Genomic DNA, 18534 nt, shown 5'->3' with positions numbered 1-18534 from the left:
ACCGGTCCACCGGTCCACCGGTCCACCGGTCCACCGGACCACCGGACCACCGGTCCAGCTCTTACCCGCCCGTGATCGTGCGAGCACATGACACAGCTCAATCGGGTCAACAATCGCCAGAACGCGTCAGAACCCGTTCTTCCGGGGCTTCTTTCCGGGACGATGCGGCGAGGATCGCGGATCCGCGGTCCGCAGCCTCTCCGTCCTCGGAGGACCCATGAGAAAACGCGCTGCCGTACTGTGCGGTGCCGCCGTCGTCCTGGCCGGTTCCGTCACCGCCGTCCCCGCCGAGGCCGGCACACCGCACACCGCGGCCGCCGCACCCGTCGCCCGGGTCGGCTGGAAGAAGTGCGGCACCGCCGAGCACCCGACCCTCCAGTGCGGGTCCCTCCAGGTGCCGCTCGACCACGCGCGACCGAACGGACGGAAGATCACACTGGCGCTCTCGCGCGTCCCGCACACCGCCAGGACGTCCCAGGGGCCCCTGTTGGTCAACCCCGGCGGACCGGGCGGCAGCGGGCTCTCGCTCGCCGGGTTCGTGGCCTCCTCGCTGCCCAGGGCCGTCGCGGCCCAGTACGACGTCATCGGCTTCGACCCGCGCGGGGTGGGCGCGAGCAGGCCCGCCCTGGACTGCAGCCCCGGCCAGTTCGCCCCGGTGCGGCCCGACTCGGTACCGCGCACCCCCGCGCTGGAGCGGGCCAACCTCGCCCGTGCGAAGTCCTACGCCGCGGCCTGCGGCAGGAAGTACGCGGACCTGCTGCCGCACCTCGGCACCGTCGACGCGGCCCGGGACATGGACTCGATCCGCCGGGCGCTCGGCGCGAAGCGGATCAATTACTTCGGTTACTCCTACGGCACCTACCTCGGCGCGGTGTACGCCAGGCTCTTCCCGGAGCGGGTGCGCCGGCTCGTCCTGGACTCGGTCGTCGACCCGACCGGCGTCTGGTACGACGACAACCTCCGGCAGGACTACGCCTTCGACGCCCGCCACCGCGCCTTCACGGCCTGGGTCGCGGAGCACGACTCGGTGTACCGGCTCGGCGCCGACCCGGCCCGGGTCGAGTCCAAGTGGTACGCCATGCGGGCGGCGCTCGCCCGGAAGCCCGCGGGCGGGAAGGTCGGCGCCTCCGAACTGGAGGACACCTTCGTCCCGGGCGGCTACTACAACGGCTACTGGCCGAGTCTCGCCCAGGCCTTCGCCGCGTACGTGAACGACGGCAGGACCGGGCCGCTGGTGGAGGCGTACGACGTCTTCGGCGCGGTCGACGCCTCGGGCGACAACGGCTACAGCGTCTACACCTCGGTGCAGTGCCGTGACACCTCCTGGCCGCGCGACTGGCGGCAGTGGCGCGAGGACAACTGGGCGGTGCACGACAAGGCGCCGTTCATGGCCTGGAGCAACGCCTGGTACAACGCGCCCTGCGCCTTCTGGCCGGTCGCCGCGAAGCGTCCGGTGGACATCGCCAACGGCAAGCTGCCGCCGGCACTGCTGTTCCAGGCGACCGACGACGCGGCCACCCCCTACGCCGGGGGCGTGACGGTGCATCACCTGCTGGCCCGCTCCAGCCTGGTCGTCGAGCGGGGCGGCGGCAACCACGGCATCACGCTGAGCGGCAACGGCTGCCTGGACAAGTACCTGGCGGCGTACCTGGCCGACGGCACGGTGCCGCGCGGCCACGTGGGCGCGGCCGACGCGGTGTGCCGGAAGCTGCCCGACCCGAAGCCCGGGGGTGCGAAGGGCACCGCCGCCAAGGCGGCCGCCGCCCCGTCCGCGGCGACGGGAGCCGCCTCGCCGGGAGCGAGGCTGCACGCCCTGCTGGGCTTCCACGGCTGAGCCGCCGCGCTCGCGCGCCTCACGGGCGGCCGGGCCGCCGTGAGGTGCGCGGGTGGCCCGGTCGCCGTCGGGGGCGGGCGTCCGGAACCGGAACAGCCGTCGCCCGCGGCCCGGCGGGCGCGTTTTCCCGCGGACGGCGCGACGGAGGTGTTCGCGGCGGGCGGGGTCGAGGCGCCCGGGGTCGAGGTGCCTGCCGGAGGTCCGGTAGGCAAGGGGTCCACGGGTGTGCCGAAAAGCGAAGACACTTGAGCCGCGAGTGTTCTTATGGCGCTCATTTGAGAGGTGCTTGAGCACCCAACCCCTGAGTGTCTTCGGTTTAGACCGCATACCCCACGGAGACGGGGCGGCAGGGGCGGGCCCGACGGTCCGGCCGCACAGCGAACCGTACGGTCGGACGGGTCCCGCGCCGCCTCATGGTGCCGCGTCGGCGTCCGGCCCGGCATCCGGCTCGCACCCGCCAAGAGCGGTGACCGCCGGCCCCGGGGCCCGCTGCTCGGCGAGCCCGGCGCCCGCGGCCCGGCGCGCCCCGGGCGCCCGCAGCCCGGCGAGGTCGCTCAGCCTGACGCCTCACCCCCGCTCCGAGATGCGGACCCGACGCCTCATCCCTGCTTCGGGATGCGGGCCAGTGCCCGCACCGCCGCTTCCGCGAGGCTGGGATGGGCCAGGGCCTCGCCGAGGACGGGACGGGCGCGCACGTCCCCGAGCGCGCCCAGGCCCTCGACACAGGCGAGGGCCACCCTGCGGTAGGGATCGTGCGGGCGCAGCCGGCGCTCCAGGGTGGTGATCAGGGCGGGCACGGACTCGGGGGCGCGCAGTTCCACCAGGAGGCGCACCGGGTGCAGGGCGTAGGCGACGCGCAGTTCGTTGGTGGCCAGGGCCGCCGCCGCCCGGGCCGTACGCGGGTCGCCGAGGCGGGCCAGTGCGTAGGCGGCGCAGACGCAGCGCTGCGGGTCTCGGTGGTTCAGCAGCAGGACCAGGGACTCGAAGGCCCGCCGGTCGCCCACGAGGCCGAGGCGGAACGCGGCCAGTTCCCGGGCCCACAGCGGCCGGCCGGGGGCGGTGAGGACCTCGGCCAGCTCATCCGGGTCCTCAGTGGCCTCCAGGTGCCGGTACGCCGCCGTGCCGCCCGACTCCTGCCGTAAGCGCTCCGTGAGCGATCGCAACTCTTCGTCCACGACAGCCAGGGTAGGGGCGCGGCGGGCGGCAGGGGACCCACATCACGAACTCGAAGGGGTGGCGCGCTCGTTACTCACCGGTTAAGCTCAGACGAGCGAGCCATCCGCTCGCTTCGGCTCGCAGTGGCCTGGTGACGCAGCCACCACGAGTGTTGTCGGTTCGGTGCCTCGGGTACCGCAGTACGACCCGGCTCCGGGACAGGGCCGGTCGCTTCTCCGCCGCCGCCCAGGCGTGTGCGCGCCCGCGGCGTGCGGCACCGGGCGTGTGCGCTCGCAGCCCGGCGACACCCGCACTCCCTTCCCTCACGCACCCGGTGCGCCCCTCGGCGCACCCGGTCGCGTTCCCAGTCGTCACCCTCATTCCTGGAGTCCCGCGATGGCCACTCCCCTCTCCGACACCTCCGCATCCGCCCTGAGGACGGTCGCCGTCGTCGGCCTCGGCACCATGGGCACCGGCATCGCCGAAGTCCTCGCCCGGGCCGGCCGCCAGGTCGTCGGCATCGACGTCAGCGAGGCCGCGACCGCCAAGTCCGTCGCCGCCCTGGAGACCTCCACCGCCCGCGCCGTCAGGCGCGGACGCCTGACCGAGCAGGAGCGCGCGGACGTGCTCGCCCGGGTGCGCACCGCCACCGAGCTGACCGCGGCGGCCGACGCCGACCTGGTCGTCGAGGTGGCGCCGGAGTCGTACGAGATCAAGCAGCAGATCTTCCGGGAACTCGACGGCATCGTGCGACCGGGGACGATCCTGACCACCGGCACCAACGCGCTGTCCGTGACCCGGCTGGCCGCCGAGTCCGCCCACCCCGAACGCGTGCTCGGCCTGCACTTCTTCAACCCGGCGCCGGCCATGAGGCTGGTCGAGGTCGTCTCCTCGGTGCTGACCGCGCCGCAGGCCGTCGCCGCGGTCACGGACCTGGCCCTGGAGCTCGGCAAGGAGCCGGTCGCGGTCGGCGACCGGCCCGGATTCGTCGCCGACGGACTGCTGTTCGGCTACCTCAACCAGGCCGCCGCGATGTACGAGGCCAAGTACGCCTCGCGTGAGGACATCGACGCGGCGATGCGGCTCGGCTGCGGTCTGCCGATGGGCCCGCTCGCGCTGCTGGACCTCATCGGCGTCGACACCGCGCGCACCGTCCTGGAGGCCATGTACGCCGAGTCGCGCGACCGGTTGCACGCTCCCGCGCCGATCCTCAAGCAGCTCAGCGAGGCTGGCCTGACCGGCCGCAAGGCGGGCCGCGGCTTCTACACCTACGAGGCACCGGGCAGCGCCACCGTCGTGCGGGACGCGCTGACCTCGCCGGAGGGCGCGGCGCTCGCCCCCGGGCGCCCGGTCCGCTCCGTCGGCGTGGCCGGCTCGGGCACCATGGCCTCCGGCATCGCGGAGGTCTTCGCCAAGGCCGGGTACGAGGTGGTGCTGGCCGCACGCAGCGTGGAGAAGGCGCAGGCCGCCAAGGCCCGTATCGGCAAGTCCCTCTCGCGCTCGGTCGACAAGGGGCGGCTGACCGCCGAGGCGGCCGTGCGGACCCTGGACCTGATCACGGCGACGGGCAGCTACGACGACTTCGCCGACGTGGACCTGGCCGTCGAGGCCGTCGCCGAGGACCTGGCGGTCAAGCAGCAGCTGTTCGGCACGCTGGACAAGGTCTGCAAGCCCGGCGCGGTGCTCGCCACCACCACCTCCTCGCTGCCAGTGATCGCCTGCGCCCGCGCCACCTCGCGCCCGCAGGACGTGATCGGCATGCACTTCTTCAACCCGGCGCCGGCCATGAAACTGGTGGAGGTGGTCCGCACGGTGCTGACGGAGCCCGACGTGCACGCCACGGTCCGCGAGGTCTGCGGCCGGATCGGCAAACACGCGGTCGACTGCGGCGACCGGGCCGGTTTCATCGTGAACGCCCTGCTGTTCCCGTACCTCAACAACGCGGTGAAGATGGTGCAGGAGCACTACGCGTCCCTGGACGACATCGACGCCGCGATGAGGCTGGGCGGCGGTTACCCGATGGGCCCCTTCGAGCTGCTGGACGTCGTCGGCCTGGACGTCTCGCTGGCCATCGAGAAGGTGCTGCACCGGGAGTTCCGCGACCCGGGCCTGGCTCCCGCGCCGTTGCTGGAGCACCTGGTCGCCGCGGGCTGCCTCGGCCGCAAGACGGGCCGTGGCTTCCGCGAATATGCCCGGCGCTGAGCGGCCCGGCGACCGGCTGCGGGACGCGGGCGAGTGGGGCGGTCTGCTGGACCCGGCCGCCCCGCTCCCGGCCGCGGAGGACGGGGTGGGCCGGGGACCCGCACACCGGGCCGCGCGCATGCAGTACGTTCGGGACATGTCCCAGCCCGCCAAGTCCGCACGTACACCCGCCACGCCCGAAGCGCCGGAGAGCGCCGCGGGCTCCCGTGCCGCCGCCCAACGGCTCAAGATGCGCCGGGAGCTGGCGGCCGCCGCGATGGAGCTGTTCGCGACGAAGGGGTACGAGGCGACCACGGTCGACGAGATCGCGGCGGCGGCCGGGGTCGCCCGCCGCACCTTCTTCCGTCACTTCCGCTCCAAGGAAGAGGCGATCTTCCCCGACCACGACGACACCCTGATCCGCGCCGAGGCGGTCCTCAACGCCGCCCCCGCCCACGAGCACCCGCTCGACACGGTGTGCCGCGGCATCAAGGAAGTCATGAAGATGTACGCGGGCCGGCCGGAGATCTCGGTCGCCCGCTACAAGCTGACCCGCGAGGTCCCCACCCTGCGCGAGGCGGAGATCGCCTCGGTGGCCCGTTACGAGCGCCTGTTCACCCGGTATCTGCTGGGCCACTTCGACGAGCGCGCGCACGCGGACGACGCCAACGACGATCCGCTGCTCGCCGAGGTGGCCGCCTCCGCGGTGGTCACCGCCCACAACCACGTGCTGCGGCGCTGGCTGCGCGCGGGCGGTCAGGGCGACGTGGAGGCACAGCTGGACCATGCCTTCGCGATCGTCCGCAAGACGTTCGGCACCGGGATCGGGGCGGGCCGCACCACCGCGCCGGGCGCCTCCGCATCCCCCGCGCCGGCCGGCGCCACGGTCGCGCGGCAGGGCGAGGTCCTGGTGACGGTCGCCCGCACCGACGCCCCGCTGGAGGAGGTCATGCGGACCATCGAGGAGGCGTTGAAGGACCGCTGAGCGGGCCCGCCGGCCCCGGACCGCCGAGTGGGCCCGCCCGGACCGCCGAGTGGGCCGGCCCAGACCGCCGAGTGGGCCGGCCCGGACCGCCGACCGGGTCCCACCGAGCACCTCCGCAGCCCTCCCGAGCACCTCCGCAAGCCCTCCCGAGCACCTTCGAGAGCCTTCCCCGGACCCCTCGCGCGGCGTCGGACGACCGCCGGACCGGGCTATCGCCCTGTGATGACGGCCACCCCCTGGGTGGCCGTTTTGGCATGTCAGAGGGGCTTTTCGGGTAGCCGCCGAAGCCCGTTCGATCGATCATCGCTCATCTGTGACGTAAAGATTTCGCCTGAGCGGAATTCCTGGCACTCAGTGCCTTGCGAGCTGACACGCGGTGTCATACGTTGGAGATGTCCGGGCGGCCGGCGGACGGGATCCGAACGCACGCCGGCTGTCCCAGCAGACCTCCCCCGAACCCTTCGAGCAGGGGGGAACCCGGCCTGCCCGCCCGGACGCCTGCGTCACAGGCACCTCTCGCGCCACAAAGCGCCGCCAGGCATCACCCGCCGAACCGACGGCACCCCTCACCCCCGACCCCGCAGCACCGACGTAACCCTCAGCGCCCCTCCCTCAGGGCGCTCATCGCCGGAGGCAACACCGTGACCGTGAAGGACATCCTGGACGCGATCCAGTCGTCGGACTCCACGCCCGCCGACTTCGCCGCCCTGCCGCTCCCCGAGTCGTACCGCGCGATCACCGTGCACAAGGACGAGACGGAGATGTTCGCCGGGCTCGACACCCGTGACAAGGATCCTCGCAAGTCGCTGCACCTGGACGAGGTGCCCCTGCCCGAACTCGGGCCGGGCGAGGCCCTGGTGGCCGTCATGGCCTCCTCGGTCAACTACAACTCGGTGTGGACCTCGATCTTCGAGCCGCTGTCGACCTTCGGCTTCCTGGAGCGCTACGGCCGGGTCAGCGAGCTCACCAGGCGCCACGACCTGCCGTACCACATCATCGGCTCCGACCTCGCGGGCGTCGTCCTGCGCACCGGCCCCGGCGTCAACGCCTGGAAGCCCGGTGACGAGGTCGTCGCGCACTGCCTGTCGGTCGAGCTGGAGTCGAGCGACGGCCACAACGACACGATGCTCGACCCCGAGCAGCGCATCTGGGGCTTCGAGACCAACTTCGGCGGCCTCGCCGAGATCGCACTGGTCAAGTCCAACCAGCTGATGCCCAAGCCCGGCCACCTCAGCTGGGAGGAGGCCGCCGCGCCCGGCCTGGTCAACTCCACCGCCTACCGCCAGCTGGTCTCCCGCAACGGCGCCGGCATGAAGCAGGGCGACAACGTCCTCATCTGGGGCGCCAGCGGCGGCCTCGGCTCCTACGCCACCCAGTTCGCCCTGGCCGGCGGCGCCAATCCCATCTGCGTCGTCTCCTCGCCGCTGAAGGCCGAGATCTGCCGCTCCATGGGCGCCGAGGCGATCATCGACCGCAACGCCGAGGACTACCGGTTCTGGAAGGACGAACGGACCCAGGACCCGAAGGAGTGGAAGCGCTTCGGCAAGCGCATCCGGGAGCTCACCGGCGGCGAGGACGTCGACATCGTCTTCGAGCACCCCGGCCGCGAGACCTTCGGCGCCTCCGTCTACGTCACCCGCAAGGGCGGCACCGTCGTCACCTGCGCCTCCACCTCGGGCTACAACCACGAGTACGACAACCGCTACCTGTGGATGTCCCTGAAGCGGATCATCGGCTCGCACTTCGCCAACTACCGCGAGGCGTGGGAGGCCAACCGGCTCGTCGCCAAGGGGAAGATCCACCCGACCCTCTCCAAGGTCTACTCCCTGGCGGACACCGGCCAGGCCGCCCACGACGTGCACCGCAACGTCCACCAGGGCAAGGTCGGCGTGCTCTGCATGGCGCCCGAGGAGGGCCTGGGCGTGCGCGACGAGGAGATGCGCGCCCGGCACGTCGAGGCCATCAACCGCTTCCGGAACATCTGAGAGGCGTACATGAGCGAGCGTCAGACCACCGAAGGCGGGCGGCACAAGGACCGGCCGTGGCTCATGCGGACCTACGCCGGCCACTCCACCGCCGAGGCGTCCAACGAGCTGTACCGGCGCAACCTCGCCAAGGGCCAGACCGGTCTGTCGGTGGCGTTCGACCTGCCGACGCAGACCGGCTACGACTCCGACCACATCCTCGCCCGCGGCGAGGTGGGACGGGTCGGGGTGCCGGTCGCGCACCTCGGCGACATGCGCCGGCTGTTCCAGGACATCCCCCTGGAGCAGATGAACACCTCGATGACGATCAACGCCACGGCCATGTGGCTGCTGGCGCTCTACCAGGTCGTCGCCGAGGAGCAGGGCGCGGACATCAGCCGGCTCCAGGGCACGACCCAGAACGACATCGTCAAGGAGTACCTGTCCCGGGGGACGCACGTGTTCCCGCCGGGGCCCTCGCTCCGCCTGACGACGGACATGATCGCGTACACGGTCTCGCACATCCCGAAGTGGAACCCGATCAACATCTGCAGCTACCACCTGCAGGAGGCGGGCGCCACGCCGGTGCAGGAGATCGCGTACGCGATGTCCACCGCGATCGCCGTCCTCGACGCGGTGCGCGACAGCGGGCAGGTGCCCCAGGAGCGCATGGGCGACGTCGTGGGCCGCATCTCCTTCTTCGTGAACGCGGGCGTCCGCTTCGTCGAGGAGATGTGCAAGATGCGCGCCTTCGGCCGCATCTGGGACAAGGTCACGCGCGAGCGGTACGGCATCGAGGACCCCAGGCACCGCCGCTTCCGCTACGGCGTCCAGGTCAACTCCCTCGGCCTGACGGAGGCGCAGCCGGAGAACAACGTCCAGCGCATCGTGCTGGAGATGCTGGCGGTCACCCTCTCCAAGGACGCCCGCGCGCGTGCCGTGCAGCTGCCGGCCTGGAACGAGGCCCTCGGCCTGCCCCGCCCCTGGGACCAGCAGTGGTCGCTGCGCATCCAGCAGGTCCTCGCCTACGAGTCCGACCTGCTGGAGTACGAGGACATCTTCGAGGGCTCGGTGGTCGTCGAGGCGAAGGTGGCCGAGCTGGTCGAGGCGGTGCTCGCCGAGATCGACCACATCCAGGAGCTCGGCGGCGCGCTGGCCGCCGTGGAGTCCGGCTACCTGAAGTCGCGGCTGGTCGCCTCGCACGCCGAGCGCAGGGCCCGGATCGAGTCGGGCCAGGAGAAGATCGTGGGCGTCAACGTCTTCGAGGGCACCGAGCCGAACCCGCTCACCGCCGACCTGGACACCGCGATACAGACGGTCGATCCGGCGGTCGAGGCCCGCGTCGTCGAGTCGCTGCGGCGCTGGCGCGACACCCGCTACCAGCCGCCCTTCAACCACCCGCGCCCCTGCAAGGCGCTGGAGCGGCTGAAGGAGGCGGCGAAGGGCACCGAGAACCTGATGGAGGCCACCTTGGAGTGCGCCCGGTCGGGTGTCACGACCGGGGAGTGGGCCGGGGCGCTGCGCGAGGTGTTCGGCGAGTTCCGGGCGCCGACCGGCGTGTCGTCCGCTCCGGTGGCCGTCGCCGCCGAGGCGGGCTCGGCCCTGTCCGACGTCCGCCGGAAGGTGGACGCCACCGCCCGCGACCTCGGCGTGGGCAAGCTGCGCTTCCTGGTCGGCAAGCCCGGCCTGGACGGGCACTCCAACGGCGCCGAGCAGATCGCGGTGCGGGCCCGCGACGCCGGGTTCGAGGTGGTCTACCAGGGCATCCGGCTCACCCCGGAGCAGATCGTGGACGCGGCCCTGGCCGAGGACGTGCACGCGGTCGGCCTGTCCGTCCTCTCCGGCTCGCACGCCCGACTGGTGCCGGACGTACTGGAACGGCTCCGTGTGGCGGGTGCCACAGATATACCGGTGATCGCCGGTGGCATCATCCCGAACGGTGACGCCGAACAGCTCCGGACCGCCGGAGTGGCGGCGGTCTTCACCCCGAAGGACTTCGACATCACCGGGATCATCGGCCGCATCGTCGACGAGATCCGGAAAGCGAACAAGCTCGACCCCCTGGAGGTTCCCGCATGACCAGCCCCGCTCCGCAGGTCGACCGACTGCGCCCGCGGCGCTCCTGCCTGGCCGTACCGGGCAGCAACCCCCGCTTCCTGGAGAAGGCGCAGGGCCTGCCGGCCGACCAGGTCTTCCTGGACCTGGAGGACGCGTGCGCGCCGCTGGCCAAGCCCGAGGCGCGGCACACCATCGTCAAGTTCCTCAACGAGGGCGACTGGACGGGCAAGACCAGGGTGGTGCGCGTCAACGACTGGACGACCGAATGGACGTACCGCGACGTCGTGACCGTCGTGGAGGGCGCGGGCCCGAACCTGGACTGCATCATGCTGCCGAAGGTGCAGGACGCCCAGCAGGTCGTCGCCCTGGATCTGCTGCTGACGCAGATCGAGAAGACGATGGGCTTCGAGGTCGGCCGGATCGGCATCGAGGCGCAGATCGAGAACGCCCGGGGCCTGAACAACGTCAACGAGATCGCGCAGGCCTCCCCGCGCACCGAGACGATCATCTTCGGCCCGGCCGACTTCATGGCGTCGATCAACATGAAGTCCCTGGTCGTGGGCGAGCAGCCGCCCGGCTACCCGGCGGACGCCTACCACTACATCCTGATGAAGATCCTGATGGCCGCCCGCGCCAACGACCTCCAGGCGATCGACGGCCCCTACCTCCAGATCCGCAACGTCGACGGCTTCCGCGAGGTGGCCGGCCGGGCCGCCGCGCTCGGCTTCGACGGCAAGTGGGTGCTGCACCCCGGCCAGGTCGAGGCCGCCAACGAGGTCTTCTCCCCCTCCCAGGAGGACTACGACCACGCCGAGCTGATCCTGGACGCGTACGAGTACTGCACGTCCGAGGCGGGCGGCAAGAAGGGCTCGGCGATGCTCGGCGACGAGATGATCGACGAGGCCAGCCGCAAGATGGCCCTGGTCGTCGCGGGCAAGGGGCGCGCCGCCGGCATGCGGCGCACCAGCAAGTTCGAGATCCCGGAGGCCTGAGCGCGATGCAGTTCGGACGCACCTACGAGGAGTTCGAGGTCGGGGCGGTCTACAAGCACTGGCCCGGGAAGACGGTCACGGAGTACGACGACCACCTGTTCTGTCTGCTCACCATGAACCACCACCCGCTCCACCTGGACGCGAATTACGCCGAGCGGACGACGGACTTCGGCAGGAACGTCGTCGTGGGCAACTACGTCTACTCCCTGCTGCTCGGCATGTCCGTGCCGGACGTCTCCGGCAAGGCGATCGCCAACCTGGAGATCGAGTCGCTGAAGCACGTGGCGCCGACCTTCCACGGCGACACGGTCTACGGCGAGACGACGGTGCTCGACAAGTGGCCGTCGAAGTCGAAGAGCGATCGCGGCATCGTCCACGTCGAGACCAGGGGCTACAAGCAGGACGGCACGTTGGTGTGCGTGTTCCGCCGCAAGGTGATGGTGCCGACCGAGACGTACGTCAAGGAGCGCGGCGGCGAGCAGCCCGGCCGCCCGGAGCTCGAGCAGCGGGAGAAGTGATGACGCGCCTCGCCCAGACCGCCGGTCTGACCGACGTCCAGCAGGAGATCGTCTCCACCGTCCGGGACTTCGTCGACAAGGAGATCATCCCGGTCGCGACCCGGCTGGAGCACCGCGACGAGTATCCGCAGCAGATCGTGGACGGCCTGAGGGAGCTCGGCCTGTTCGGGCTGATGATCCCCGAGGAGTACGGGGGGCTGGGCGAGTCGCTGCTGACCTACGCGCTGTGCGTGGAGGAGATCGCCCGCGGCTGGATGTCGGTGTCCGGCATCATCAACACCCACTTCATCGTCGCGTACATGCTCAAGCAGCACGGCACGCAGGAGCAGAAGGACCACTTCCTGCCGAAGATGGCGCTCGGCGAGATCCGGGGCGCCTTCTCGATGTCGGAGCCGGCGCTGGGCTCGGACGTGTCGGCGATCTCCTCCAAAGCGGTGCGGGACGGCGACGAGTACGTTCTGACCGGCCAGAAGATGTGGCTGACCAACGGCGGCACCTCGTCCCTCGTCGCGGTCCTGGTCCGCAGTGACGAGGGTCACCCCGAGGGCACCGCTCCGCACAAGTCCATGACGACCTTCCTGGTGGAGAAGGAGCCCGGTTTCGGCGAGGTCCGCCCCGGCCTCACCATCCCGGGCAAGATCGACAAGATGGGCTACAAGGGCGTCGACACCACCGAGCTGATCATGGACGGCCTGCGCGTTCCGGCCGACCGGGTGCTCGGCGGCGTCACCGGCCGGGGCTTCTACCAGATGATGGACGGCGTCGAGGTCGGCCGGGTGAACGTGGCGGCCCGTGGCTGCGGTGTCGCCCAGCGCGCCTTCGAGCTCGGCATCGGGTACGCCCAGCAGCGCAGCACCTTCGGCAAGCCGATCGCCCAGCACCAGGCCATCCAGTTCAAGCTGGCGGAGATGGCCACCAAGGTCGAGGCCGCGCATGCGATGATGGTGAACGCGGCCCGCAAGAAGGACTCCGGGCAGCGCAACGACCTCGAGGCGGGCATGGCGAAGTACCTGGCCTCGGAGTACTGCAAGGAGGTCGTGGAGGACGCCTTCCGGATCCACGGCGGCTACGGCTTCTCCAAGGAGTACGAGATCGAGCGCCTCTACCGCGAGGCCCCGATGCTGCTCATCGGTGAAGGTACCGCCGAGATCCAGAAAATGATCATCGGCCGCCGACTGCTCGAAGAGTATCGATTCGAAGGTTGATTGTCCGCATACGGGGTGTTACCTCCGAGAAGAAGATCACACCCCGTCAGCGGTCTTCGGCCTCCGACTCGGCTTCCCGGCTTACCCAGTTGTGGCCCTTAACCGCTACGATCGCGGAAAGCCGCCGTCCCCCGTCGAAAGCGCGGCATCATCCGCTACGAAGGTCATCCATGCCCCACAGCCAAACCTCTGCACCTCGCGACAGCCTCGCCGGCGTACGCCTCGCGCGCGGAGCATCGCCGTGGCTTCTGCCGACCGTCGCCACCGCAGCCGTCAGCCTGGTCCGTGCCCGCCGCTCGGGTGCCGCCAAGGCCGTAGCCGTCCCCGCCACCGCGCTCGCGGCGGGGATGCTGTGGTTCTTCCGCGACCCCGAGCGCGAGATCACCCAGGGCCGGGTCATCTCGCCCGCCGACGGTGTGGTGCAGAGCATCATGCCGTGGAAGGACGGCCGCACCCGCGTCGCGATCTTCATGAGCCCGCTGAACGTCCACGTCAACCGCGCCCCGCTGGCCGGCACGGTCACGTCGGTCGAGCACATCCCCGGTGGGTTCGTTCCGGCCTTCAACAAGGAGAGCGAGAACAACGAGCGCGTCGTCTGGCACTTCGACACCGAGCTCGGTGACATCGAGATGATCCAGATCGCCGGCGCGGTCGCCCGTCGCATCGTCCCTTACATCCCGTCGGGCACGAAGGTCGAGCAGGGCGAGAGGGTCGGTCTGATCCGCTTCGGCTCGCGTGTCGACCTCTACCTGCCCGAAGGCGTGGAGGTCGCCGTCGAGGTCGGTCAGAAGACCGTGGCTGGGGTGACTCGCATTGACCGTGATTGATCCCGACACCCAGGCCGGCTGGGTGCCCGAGGCCGACGAGCTGGACGACGAGGAGGAGATGCCCCTCTCGCTCCGCCTGTCGATAGCGGACACCCTCACCCTGGGCAACGCGACCTGCGGTTTCATGGCGGTGTACTTCACCACCACCGGCATCCTGATCCCACACCTCACCGGCAGCCAGGAAAACGGCATGGCCCGGCACAGCGCCGCCACGGCGGTCATCCTCATGCTGTGCGCGGCCGTGTTCGACCTGTTCGACGGTCTGGTGGCGAGGAAGCTGCGCTCCTCCCCCATGGGCGCCGAGCTGGACAACCTCTCCGACCTGATCAGCTTCGGTCTGGCCCCGGCGTACTTCGTCCTCGTCTACGGCATGGTCGCCGACGACGCCCACCAGAGGATGGCCGCGCTGGGCGCGATCGTGGTGCTGCTGGCGGTGGTGCTGCGACTGGCGAGATTCTCCTGCGTGACGATGAAGGACGGCGTGTTCCAGGGCATGCCCTCGCCCTTCGGAGCGCTGACAGTGGTCTCCATCGTGCTGCTGGAGCTGCCCTTCGTGGCGACGCTGCTGGCGATCCTGGGCACGGCGTGGCTGATGGTGAGCCGGGTGGAGTACCCCAAGCCGCGGGGCCGTCTCGCGGTGGCGATGCTCTCCTGGATCGTGCTGTCGATGGGCCTGCTGGCCGGCTGGGCGTTCGACGCCCCGAGCGGCCAGCTGCTCCTGCAGACCGGCTGCGCGCTCCAGCTCGTCATGGGCGCGGTGATCCCGCTGTTCGCCACGGCCCGCCGGGTGAACAACTTCCGCGACAACCGGCGCGAGGCGCGGGCGGCACAGCTGCCGTAGCGGCCGTACGACGACGGCGGAGGGCCCCGGAACCATGAAGGTTCCGGGGCCCTCCGCCGTCGGTGGCCCACCCGCCGGTGCCTGGCTGCCGCCGCTCCGCCGTCGCTGCTCCGCCGCCGGTGGGGGGCCTCAGGGCGGAGGCGGCCGGCGCACCCGCCCCTGCGGCGCGGGCCCCGCGGCGGCGGGTGCGGTCAGCTAAGGAAGTCCCGGCCGATCCGCTCCGCCACGCGTTCCAGGATCGGGCCCGCGTCCGCGATGCACCTGGCGACGTCCGGCTCGACGTCGGTGAGCGCGTACGCCCGCCGGATCCCGGCCCGGCCCAGTACCTCGGGCGCCAGCGCCAGCCGCCCGCACACCGCGACGACCTCCTTGCCCGCCGCCCGGGCCGCGGCGGCGACCCCGGCCGGGGCCTTGCCGTGCAGCGTCTGCTCGTCCAGCGATCCCTCGCCGGTGATCACCAGGGAGGCACGCTCCAGCGCCGGCGCGAACCCGAGCACGTCGAGCATGACCTCGATCCCGGCACGGAACCGGGCCCCGAGGATCAGCGCCCCGTACCCGATGCCGCCCGCGGCGCCCGCGCCGGGGGACGCCGCGTACTGCGCGGCCCTGGCCCCGATCGCCTCCTCCAGCACCTTGGCGTAGTGCGCGAGGGCCGCGTCCAGCGTGTCGACGTCCTCGGGCGAGGCGCCCTTCTGCGGGCCGTAGACCGCCGGGGCGCCCTTCGGCCCGGTCAGCGGGTTGTCGACGTCGCTCGCGAGGACGAACTCCACCGAGGCGAGCCGGGCGTCCAGCCCGGACAGATCCGCCTGGGCGAGTTCGGCCAGTCCCCCGCCGCCCGGCGGGATCGGCTCCCCGGCCGCGGTGAGGAACCGCGCGCCCAGCGCCGACAGCATGCCCGCGCCGCCGTCGGTGGTCGCGCTGCCGCCGACGCCGAACACGATCGTCCGCGCGCCCGCGTCCAGCGCGGCCCGCAGCAGCTCCCCGGAACCGTACGTGGAGGAGGTGAGCGGCGCGAAGACGCCGTCGGGCAGCCGCTGCAGCCCGCTGGCCTCGGCCATCTCCACCACCGCCGTGTCGCCGCGCAGCGCGAACGCGGCCGTCACCTCGTCGCCGAGGGGACCGGCGACCCGTACCTCCCGGCGCTCGAACCCGGCCGCGACCGCCGCGTCCACGGTCCCGTCGCCGCCGTCGGCGACCGGCAGCGCCTCGACCCGCAGGTCGGGCACGACCCGGCGCAGCCCGGCCGTCACCCGCTCGGCGACCTGTACGGCCGTCAGCGAGCCCTTGAACTTGTCCGCGGCAATCAGCACCCTGCGGGTGCCGTGCACTGCAGCGTCCGCCACCTTGCATTCCCCTTGCTCTCCGGGCCCCGCACGTCAGGGCCAGTCGCGCCGCTGCGACCATAACCGGCGACCGCCCCCGCCGTCATGCCCCGCCCGCACCCTGAGAAGCCCCGGGGAGCCCGGACGGCTCCCGCGGGAATGCGGGTACTCCGGCCCCATGACCTCTGTGAGCACCGATCCGGAACTCGCCGACCGCGTCCTCGGGGGCTGGCTGGGCCGGATCGCCGGCAACATGCTCGGCAAGCCGGTCGAGCAGGGCGAGGTGTGGACGCGCGACCGGATCGACCGCTACCTGAGGCGGGCCGACGCGCTCCCGCTCACGGACTACCTGCCCGAGCCGGTCGACGACGACGACCTGCCCGAGCTGCGCCCCGAGTGGCGCGACTGCGTCCGGGGCCGCGTCCACGGGAGCTGCCGCGACGACGACGTCGACTACGCGATCCTCGGCCTCGACCTCCTGGAGACGCACGGCTTCGGCTTCAGCACCGAGCAGGTCGGCGACCTGTGGCTGCTGCGGCTGCCGTACCGGCAGACGTTCACCGCCGAGCGGGTGGCGTACCGCAACCTGGCGAACGGCCTCAGGCCGACGCTGACGGCCACCTACGACAACCCGTACCAGGAGTGGATCGGCGCGCTGATCCGTGCCGACATCCACGGCTGGACCAGCCCGGGCGACCCGCGCCGCGCCGCCTCGCTCGCCCGCCGCGACGCGGTGCTGTCGCACACCGGCAACGGCGTGTACGGCGCCATGTGGGCGGCGGCGCTGATCGCCGCGGCGTTCACCGCGCCCACCGTCCGCGCCGCGGTCGACACCGCGCTGACGGTGATCCCGGCGAGCAGCCGCCTGGCCCGCACCGTACGCCGGGTCGTCTCCCTGTACGAGACGCGCCTGTCCTGGCAGGACACGCTCGACACGCTCGCGGAGGAGACCGCGGGGCTCGGCTGGATCCACACCGTTCCCAACGCCGCCGTCCTCACCGCCGGTCTGCTGCACGGCGGAGGCGACTTCACCAGGACCGTCGCGCTGACCGTCCGCGGCGGCCTGGACACCGACTCCAACGGCGCGACTGCCGGTTCGGTGGCCGGTGTCATGACCGGCGCGCGGGCCGTCCCGGCCCAGTGGAAGGACCCGCTCCAGGACACCGTGCGCAGCGCCGTCTTCGGCTTCGACGGCGTGCGCGTCAGCGAACTGGCGGAGCGGACGGTGCGGCTGGTTACCCTTCGAGGATGACCACTCCAGACTTCCCGGACTACGCCACGTACATCGCGGGACTGCCGCGCGTCCTCGCCGCCGCCGCCGCCCTCTTCCGCGACGAGCGCGGGCGGGTGCTGCTCGTCGAACCGAACTACCGCGAGGGCTGGGCGCTTCCGGGCGGCACGATCGAGTCCGACACCGGTGAGAGCCCGCGCCAGGGCGCGCGCCGCGAGACGCTGGAGGAGATCGGCCTGGACCGCGGCCTGGGCCGGCTGCTCGCGGTCGACTGGGTGCCCGGCGCCGACCGTCCGCCGCTGGTGGCGTACCTCTTCGACGGCGGGGTCCTGGCCGACGAGGACCTGAAGGCGATCCGGCTCCAGGAGGAGGAGCTGCTGTCCTGGCGACTGGTCCGGCCCGAGGAACTCACCGCCCACCTGCCGGGCGCCACGGGCCGCCGGGTCCTGGCCGCCCTGGACGTCCTCGCCGACGGCACGGCCACCGCCGAGCTGGAGAACGGCCACCGCGTCGGCTGACCCGGCCACCGCGCCGGCTGACCCGGCCACCGCGTCGGCTGCCGAGGCCCCGGCCGTACCCGGGCCCCGGCGCCTCGGGTGCCGCGGTGATCCCGATATCGGTTCGCCCGGCCGGACGCCCCCGGCCTAGGCTCAGGGCATGTCCAAGCCCCTCGTCGCCATCCTCAGCGGCGCCGGTGTCTCCACCGACTCCGGCATCCCCGACTACCGCGGGCCCAACGGGCTGTGGCGGCGCGATCCCGAGGCCGAGAAGCTCGTGACGTACGAGCACTACATGGGTGATCCGGAGATCCGGCGGCGGTCCTGGCGGATGCGGCGCGCGACCCACGCGCTCGGGGCCGGGCCGAACGCCGCGCACCGGGCGGTGGCCGACCTGGAGCGGTCCGGCGTGCCGGTCCGGGTCATCACCCAGAACGTGGACGGCCTGCACCAGCTCGCCGGCCTGTCCGCCCGCAAGGTGCTGGAACTGCACGGCAGCGCGCGCGAGGTGGTGTGCACGCGGTGCGGCGCACGCGGCCCGATGGAGGACGCCCTCGCCCGGGTGGAGGCCGGCGAGGACGATCCGCCGTGCCGGGAGTGCGGCGGCATCCTGAAGTCGGCGACCGTGATGTTCGGCGAACACCTCGACCCGGTGGTGCTCGGCGAGGCGGTCGCGATCACCAAGGCCTGCCAGGTGTTCATCGCCGTCGGCACCAGCCTCCAGGTGCATCCCGCGGCGGGGCTGGCCGGGGTCGCCGCCGACCACGGAGCACGGCTGATCATCGTCAACGCCGAGCCGACGCCGTACGACGACATCGCCGACGAAGTCGTCCGGGGGCCCATCGGGACGGCTCTGCCCGCGTTGCTGCGCGTGCTCGGGGAGGCCGGTTCCTGAGCAGGCGCCGCCACGGGCCCGAGTGGCGC

At 72.0% G+C, this 18534-nt stretch carries 15 protein-coding genes; 13 read left to right on the top strand and 2 right to left on the bottom strand.

Features of this window, described 5'->3' with window-relative positions; genetic code table 11:
- Nucleotides 1–217 precede the first annotated feature (217 nt).
- Nucleotides 218–1834 (top strand): alpha/beta hydrolase, encoded by a 1617-nt coding sequence (locus ACF061_RS19795; protein WP_392268190.1) that lies wholly within the window; start codon nucleotides 218–220, stop codon nucleotides 1832–1834.
- Between the two features lie 599 nt (nucleotides 1835–2433).
- Here ACF061_RS19795 and ACF061_RS19790 read toward each other — a convergent pair.
- Nucleotides 2434–3009 (bottom strand): adenylosuccinate lyase, encoded by a 576-nt coding sequence (locus ACF061_RS19790; protein ID WP_392268189.1) that lies wholly within the window; start codon nucleotides 3007–3009, stop codon nucleotides 2434–2436.
- A gap of 376 nt (nucleotides 3010–3385) precedes the next feature.
- On the opposite strand from ACF061_RS19790, the gene ACF061_RS19785 reads away from it, so the two are divergent.
- The 9 genes from ACF061_RS19785 to pssA all read left to right on the top strand — a co-directional run bounded on the left by ACF061_RS19785 (nucleotide 3386) and on the right by pssA (nucleotide 14560).
- Nucleotides 3386–5191, top strand: coding sequence for a 3-hydroxyacyl-CoA dehydrogenase family protein (locus tag ACF061_RS19785; protein ID WP_392268188.1), 1806 nt, complete (start codon nucleotides 3386–3388; stop codon nucleotides 5189–5191).
- A 118-nt stretch (nucleotides 5192–5309) separates the two neighbouring features.
- On the top strand, nucleotides 5310–6155 hold the full coding sequence (locus tag ACF061_RS19780) for a TetR family transcriptional regulator (protein WP_392268362.1): 846 nt from the start codon (nucleotides 5310–5312) through the stop codon (nucleotides 6153–6155).
- A gap of 647 nt (nucleotides 6156–6802) precedes the next feature.
- Nucleotides 6803–8140, top strand: coding sequence for a crotonyl-CoA carboxylase/reductase (gene ccrA / locus ACF061_RS19775; protein WP_392268361.1), 1338 nt, complete (start codon nucleotides 6803–6805; stop codon nucleotides 8138–8140).
- 9 nt (nucleotides 8141–8149) lie between these two features.
- Entirely contained in the window at nucleotides 8150–10198 is a 2049-nt protein-coding gene (locus ACF061_RS19770) for a protein meaA (protein ID WP_392268187.1), read from the top strand.
- On the top strand, nucleotides 10195–11169 hold the full coding sequence (locus ACF061_RS19765; RefSeq protein ID WP_392268186.1) for an HpcH/HpaI aldolase/citrate lyase family protein: 975 nt from the start codon (nucleotides 10195–10197) through the stop codon (nucleotides 11167–11169). The genes ACF061_RS19770 and ACF061_RS19765 overlap by 4 nt, the downstream gene beginning before the upstream one ends.
- A 5-nt stretch (nucleotides 11170–11174) precedes the next feature.
- Complete coding sequence (locus tag ACF061_RS19760; protein ID WP_392268185.1) at nucleotides 11175–11687, top strand: MaoC family dehydratase; 513 nt, start codon at nucleotides 11175–11177, stop codon at nucleotides 11685–11687.
- Complete coding sequence (locus ACF061_RS19755) at nucleotides 11687–12892, top strand: acyl-CoA dehydrogenase family protein (RefSeq protein ID WP_392268184.1); 1206 nt, start codon at nucleotides 11687–11689, stop codon at nucleotides 12890–12892. The genes ACF061_RS19760 and ACF061_RS19755 overlap by 1 nt, the downstream gene beginning before the upstream one ends.
- 170 nt (nucleotides 12893–13062) lie before the next feature.
- Nucleotides 13063–13719, top strand: a complete 657-nt coding sequence (locus ACF061_RS19750; protein WP_164583064.1) for a phosphatidylserine decarboxylase — start codon at nucleotides 13063–13065, stop codon at nucleotides 13717–13719.
- A gap of 22 nt (nucleotides 13720–13741) precedes the next feature.
- A complete protein-coding gene (gene pssA / locus ACF061_RS19745) occupies nucleotides 13742–14560 on the top strand; it encodes a CDP-diacylglycerol--serine O-phosphatidyltransferase (protein ID WP_392268360.1) in 819 nt (272 codons plus the stop codon).
- 191 nt (nucleotides 14561–14751) lie between these two features.
- Here the strand turns inward: pssA and ACF061_RS19740 are convergent, their stop codons facing one another.
- Nucleotides 14752–15888: a glycerate kinase gene (locus ACF061_RS19740; protein ID WP_392268359.1), complete on the bottom strand. Its 1137-nt coding sequence runs from the start codon at nucleotides 15886–15888 to the stop codon at nucleotides 14752–14754.
- Nucleotides 15889–16060: 172 nt separating this feature from the next.
- On the opposite strand from ACF061_RS19740, the gene ACF061_RS19735 reads away from it, so the two are divergent.
- The 3 genes from ACF061_RS19735 (at nucleotide 16061) to ACF061_RS19725 (ending at nucleotide 18505) form a co-directional block, all read left to right on the top strand.
- Nucleotides 16061–17134 (top strand): ADP-ribosylglycohydrolase family protein, encoded by a 1074-nt coding sequence (locus tag ACF061_RS19735; protein WP_392268183.1) that lies wholly within the window; start codon nucleotides 16061–16063, stop codon nucleotides 17132–17134.
- A complete protein-coding gene (locus ACF061_RS19730; RefSeq protein ID WP_392268182.1) occupies nucleotides 17131–17631 on the top strand; it encodes an NUDIX domain-containing protein in 501 nt (166 codons plus the stop codon). The genes ACF061_RS19735 and ACF061_RS19730 overlap by 4 nt, the downstream gene beginning before the upstream one ends.
- Nucleotides 17632–17770: 139 nt before the next feature.
- Nucleotides 17771–18505 carry an NAD-dependent deacetylase gene (locus ACF061_RS19725; RefSeq protein ID WP_392268181.1) on the top strand — a complete coding sequence of 245 codons (735 nt, stop codon included), beginning with the start codon at nucleotides 17771–17773 and terminating at the stop codon, nucleotides 18503–18505.
- Nucleotides 18506–18534: the final 29 nt, after the last annotated feature.

The sequence above is a fragment of the Streptomyces sp. NPDC015220 genome (assembly GCF_043079345.1).
Classification (GTDB): Bacteria; Actinomycetota; Actinomycetes; order Streptomycetales; family Streptomycetaceae; genus Streptomyces.
Note: the sequence above shows the minus strand (reverse complement) of the source record. Positions and strands in the feature narration are given on the sequence as shown.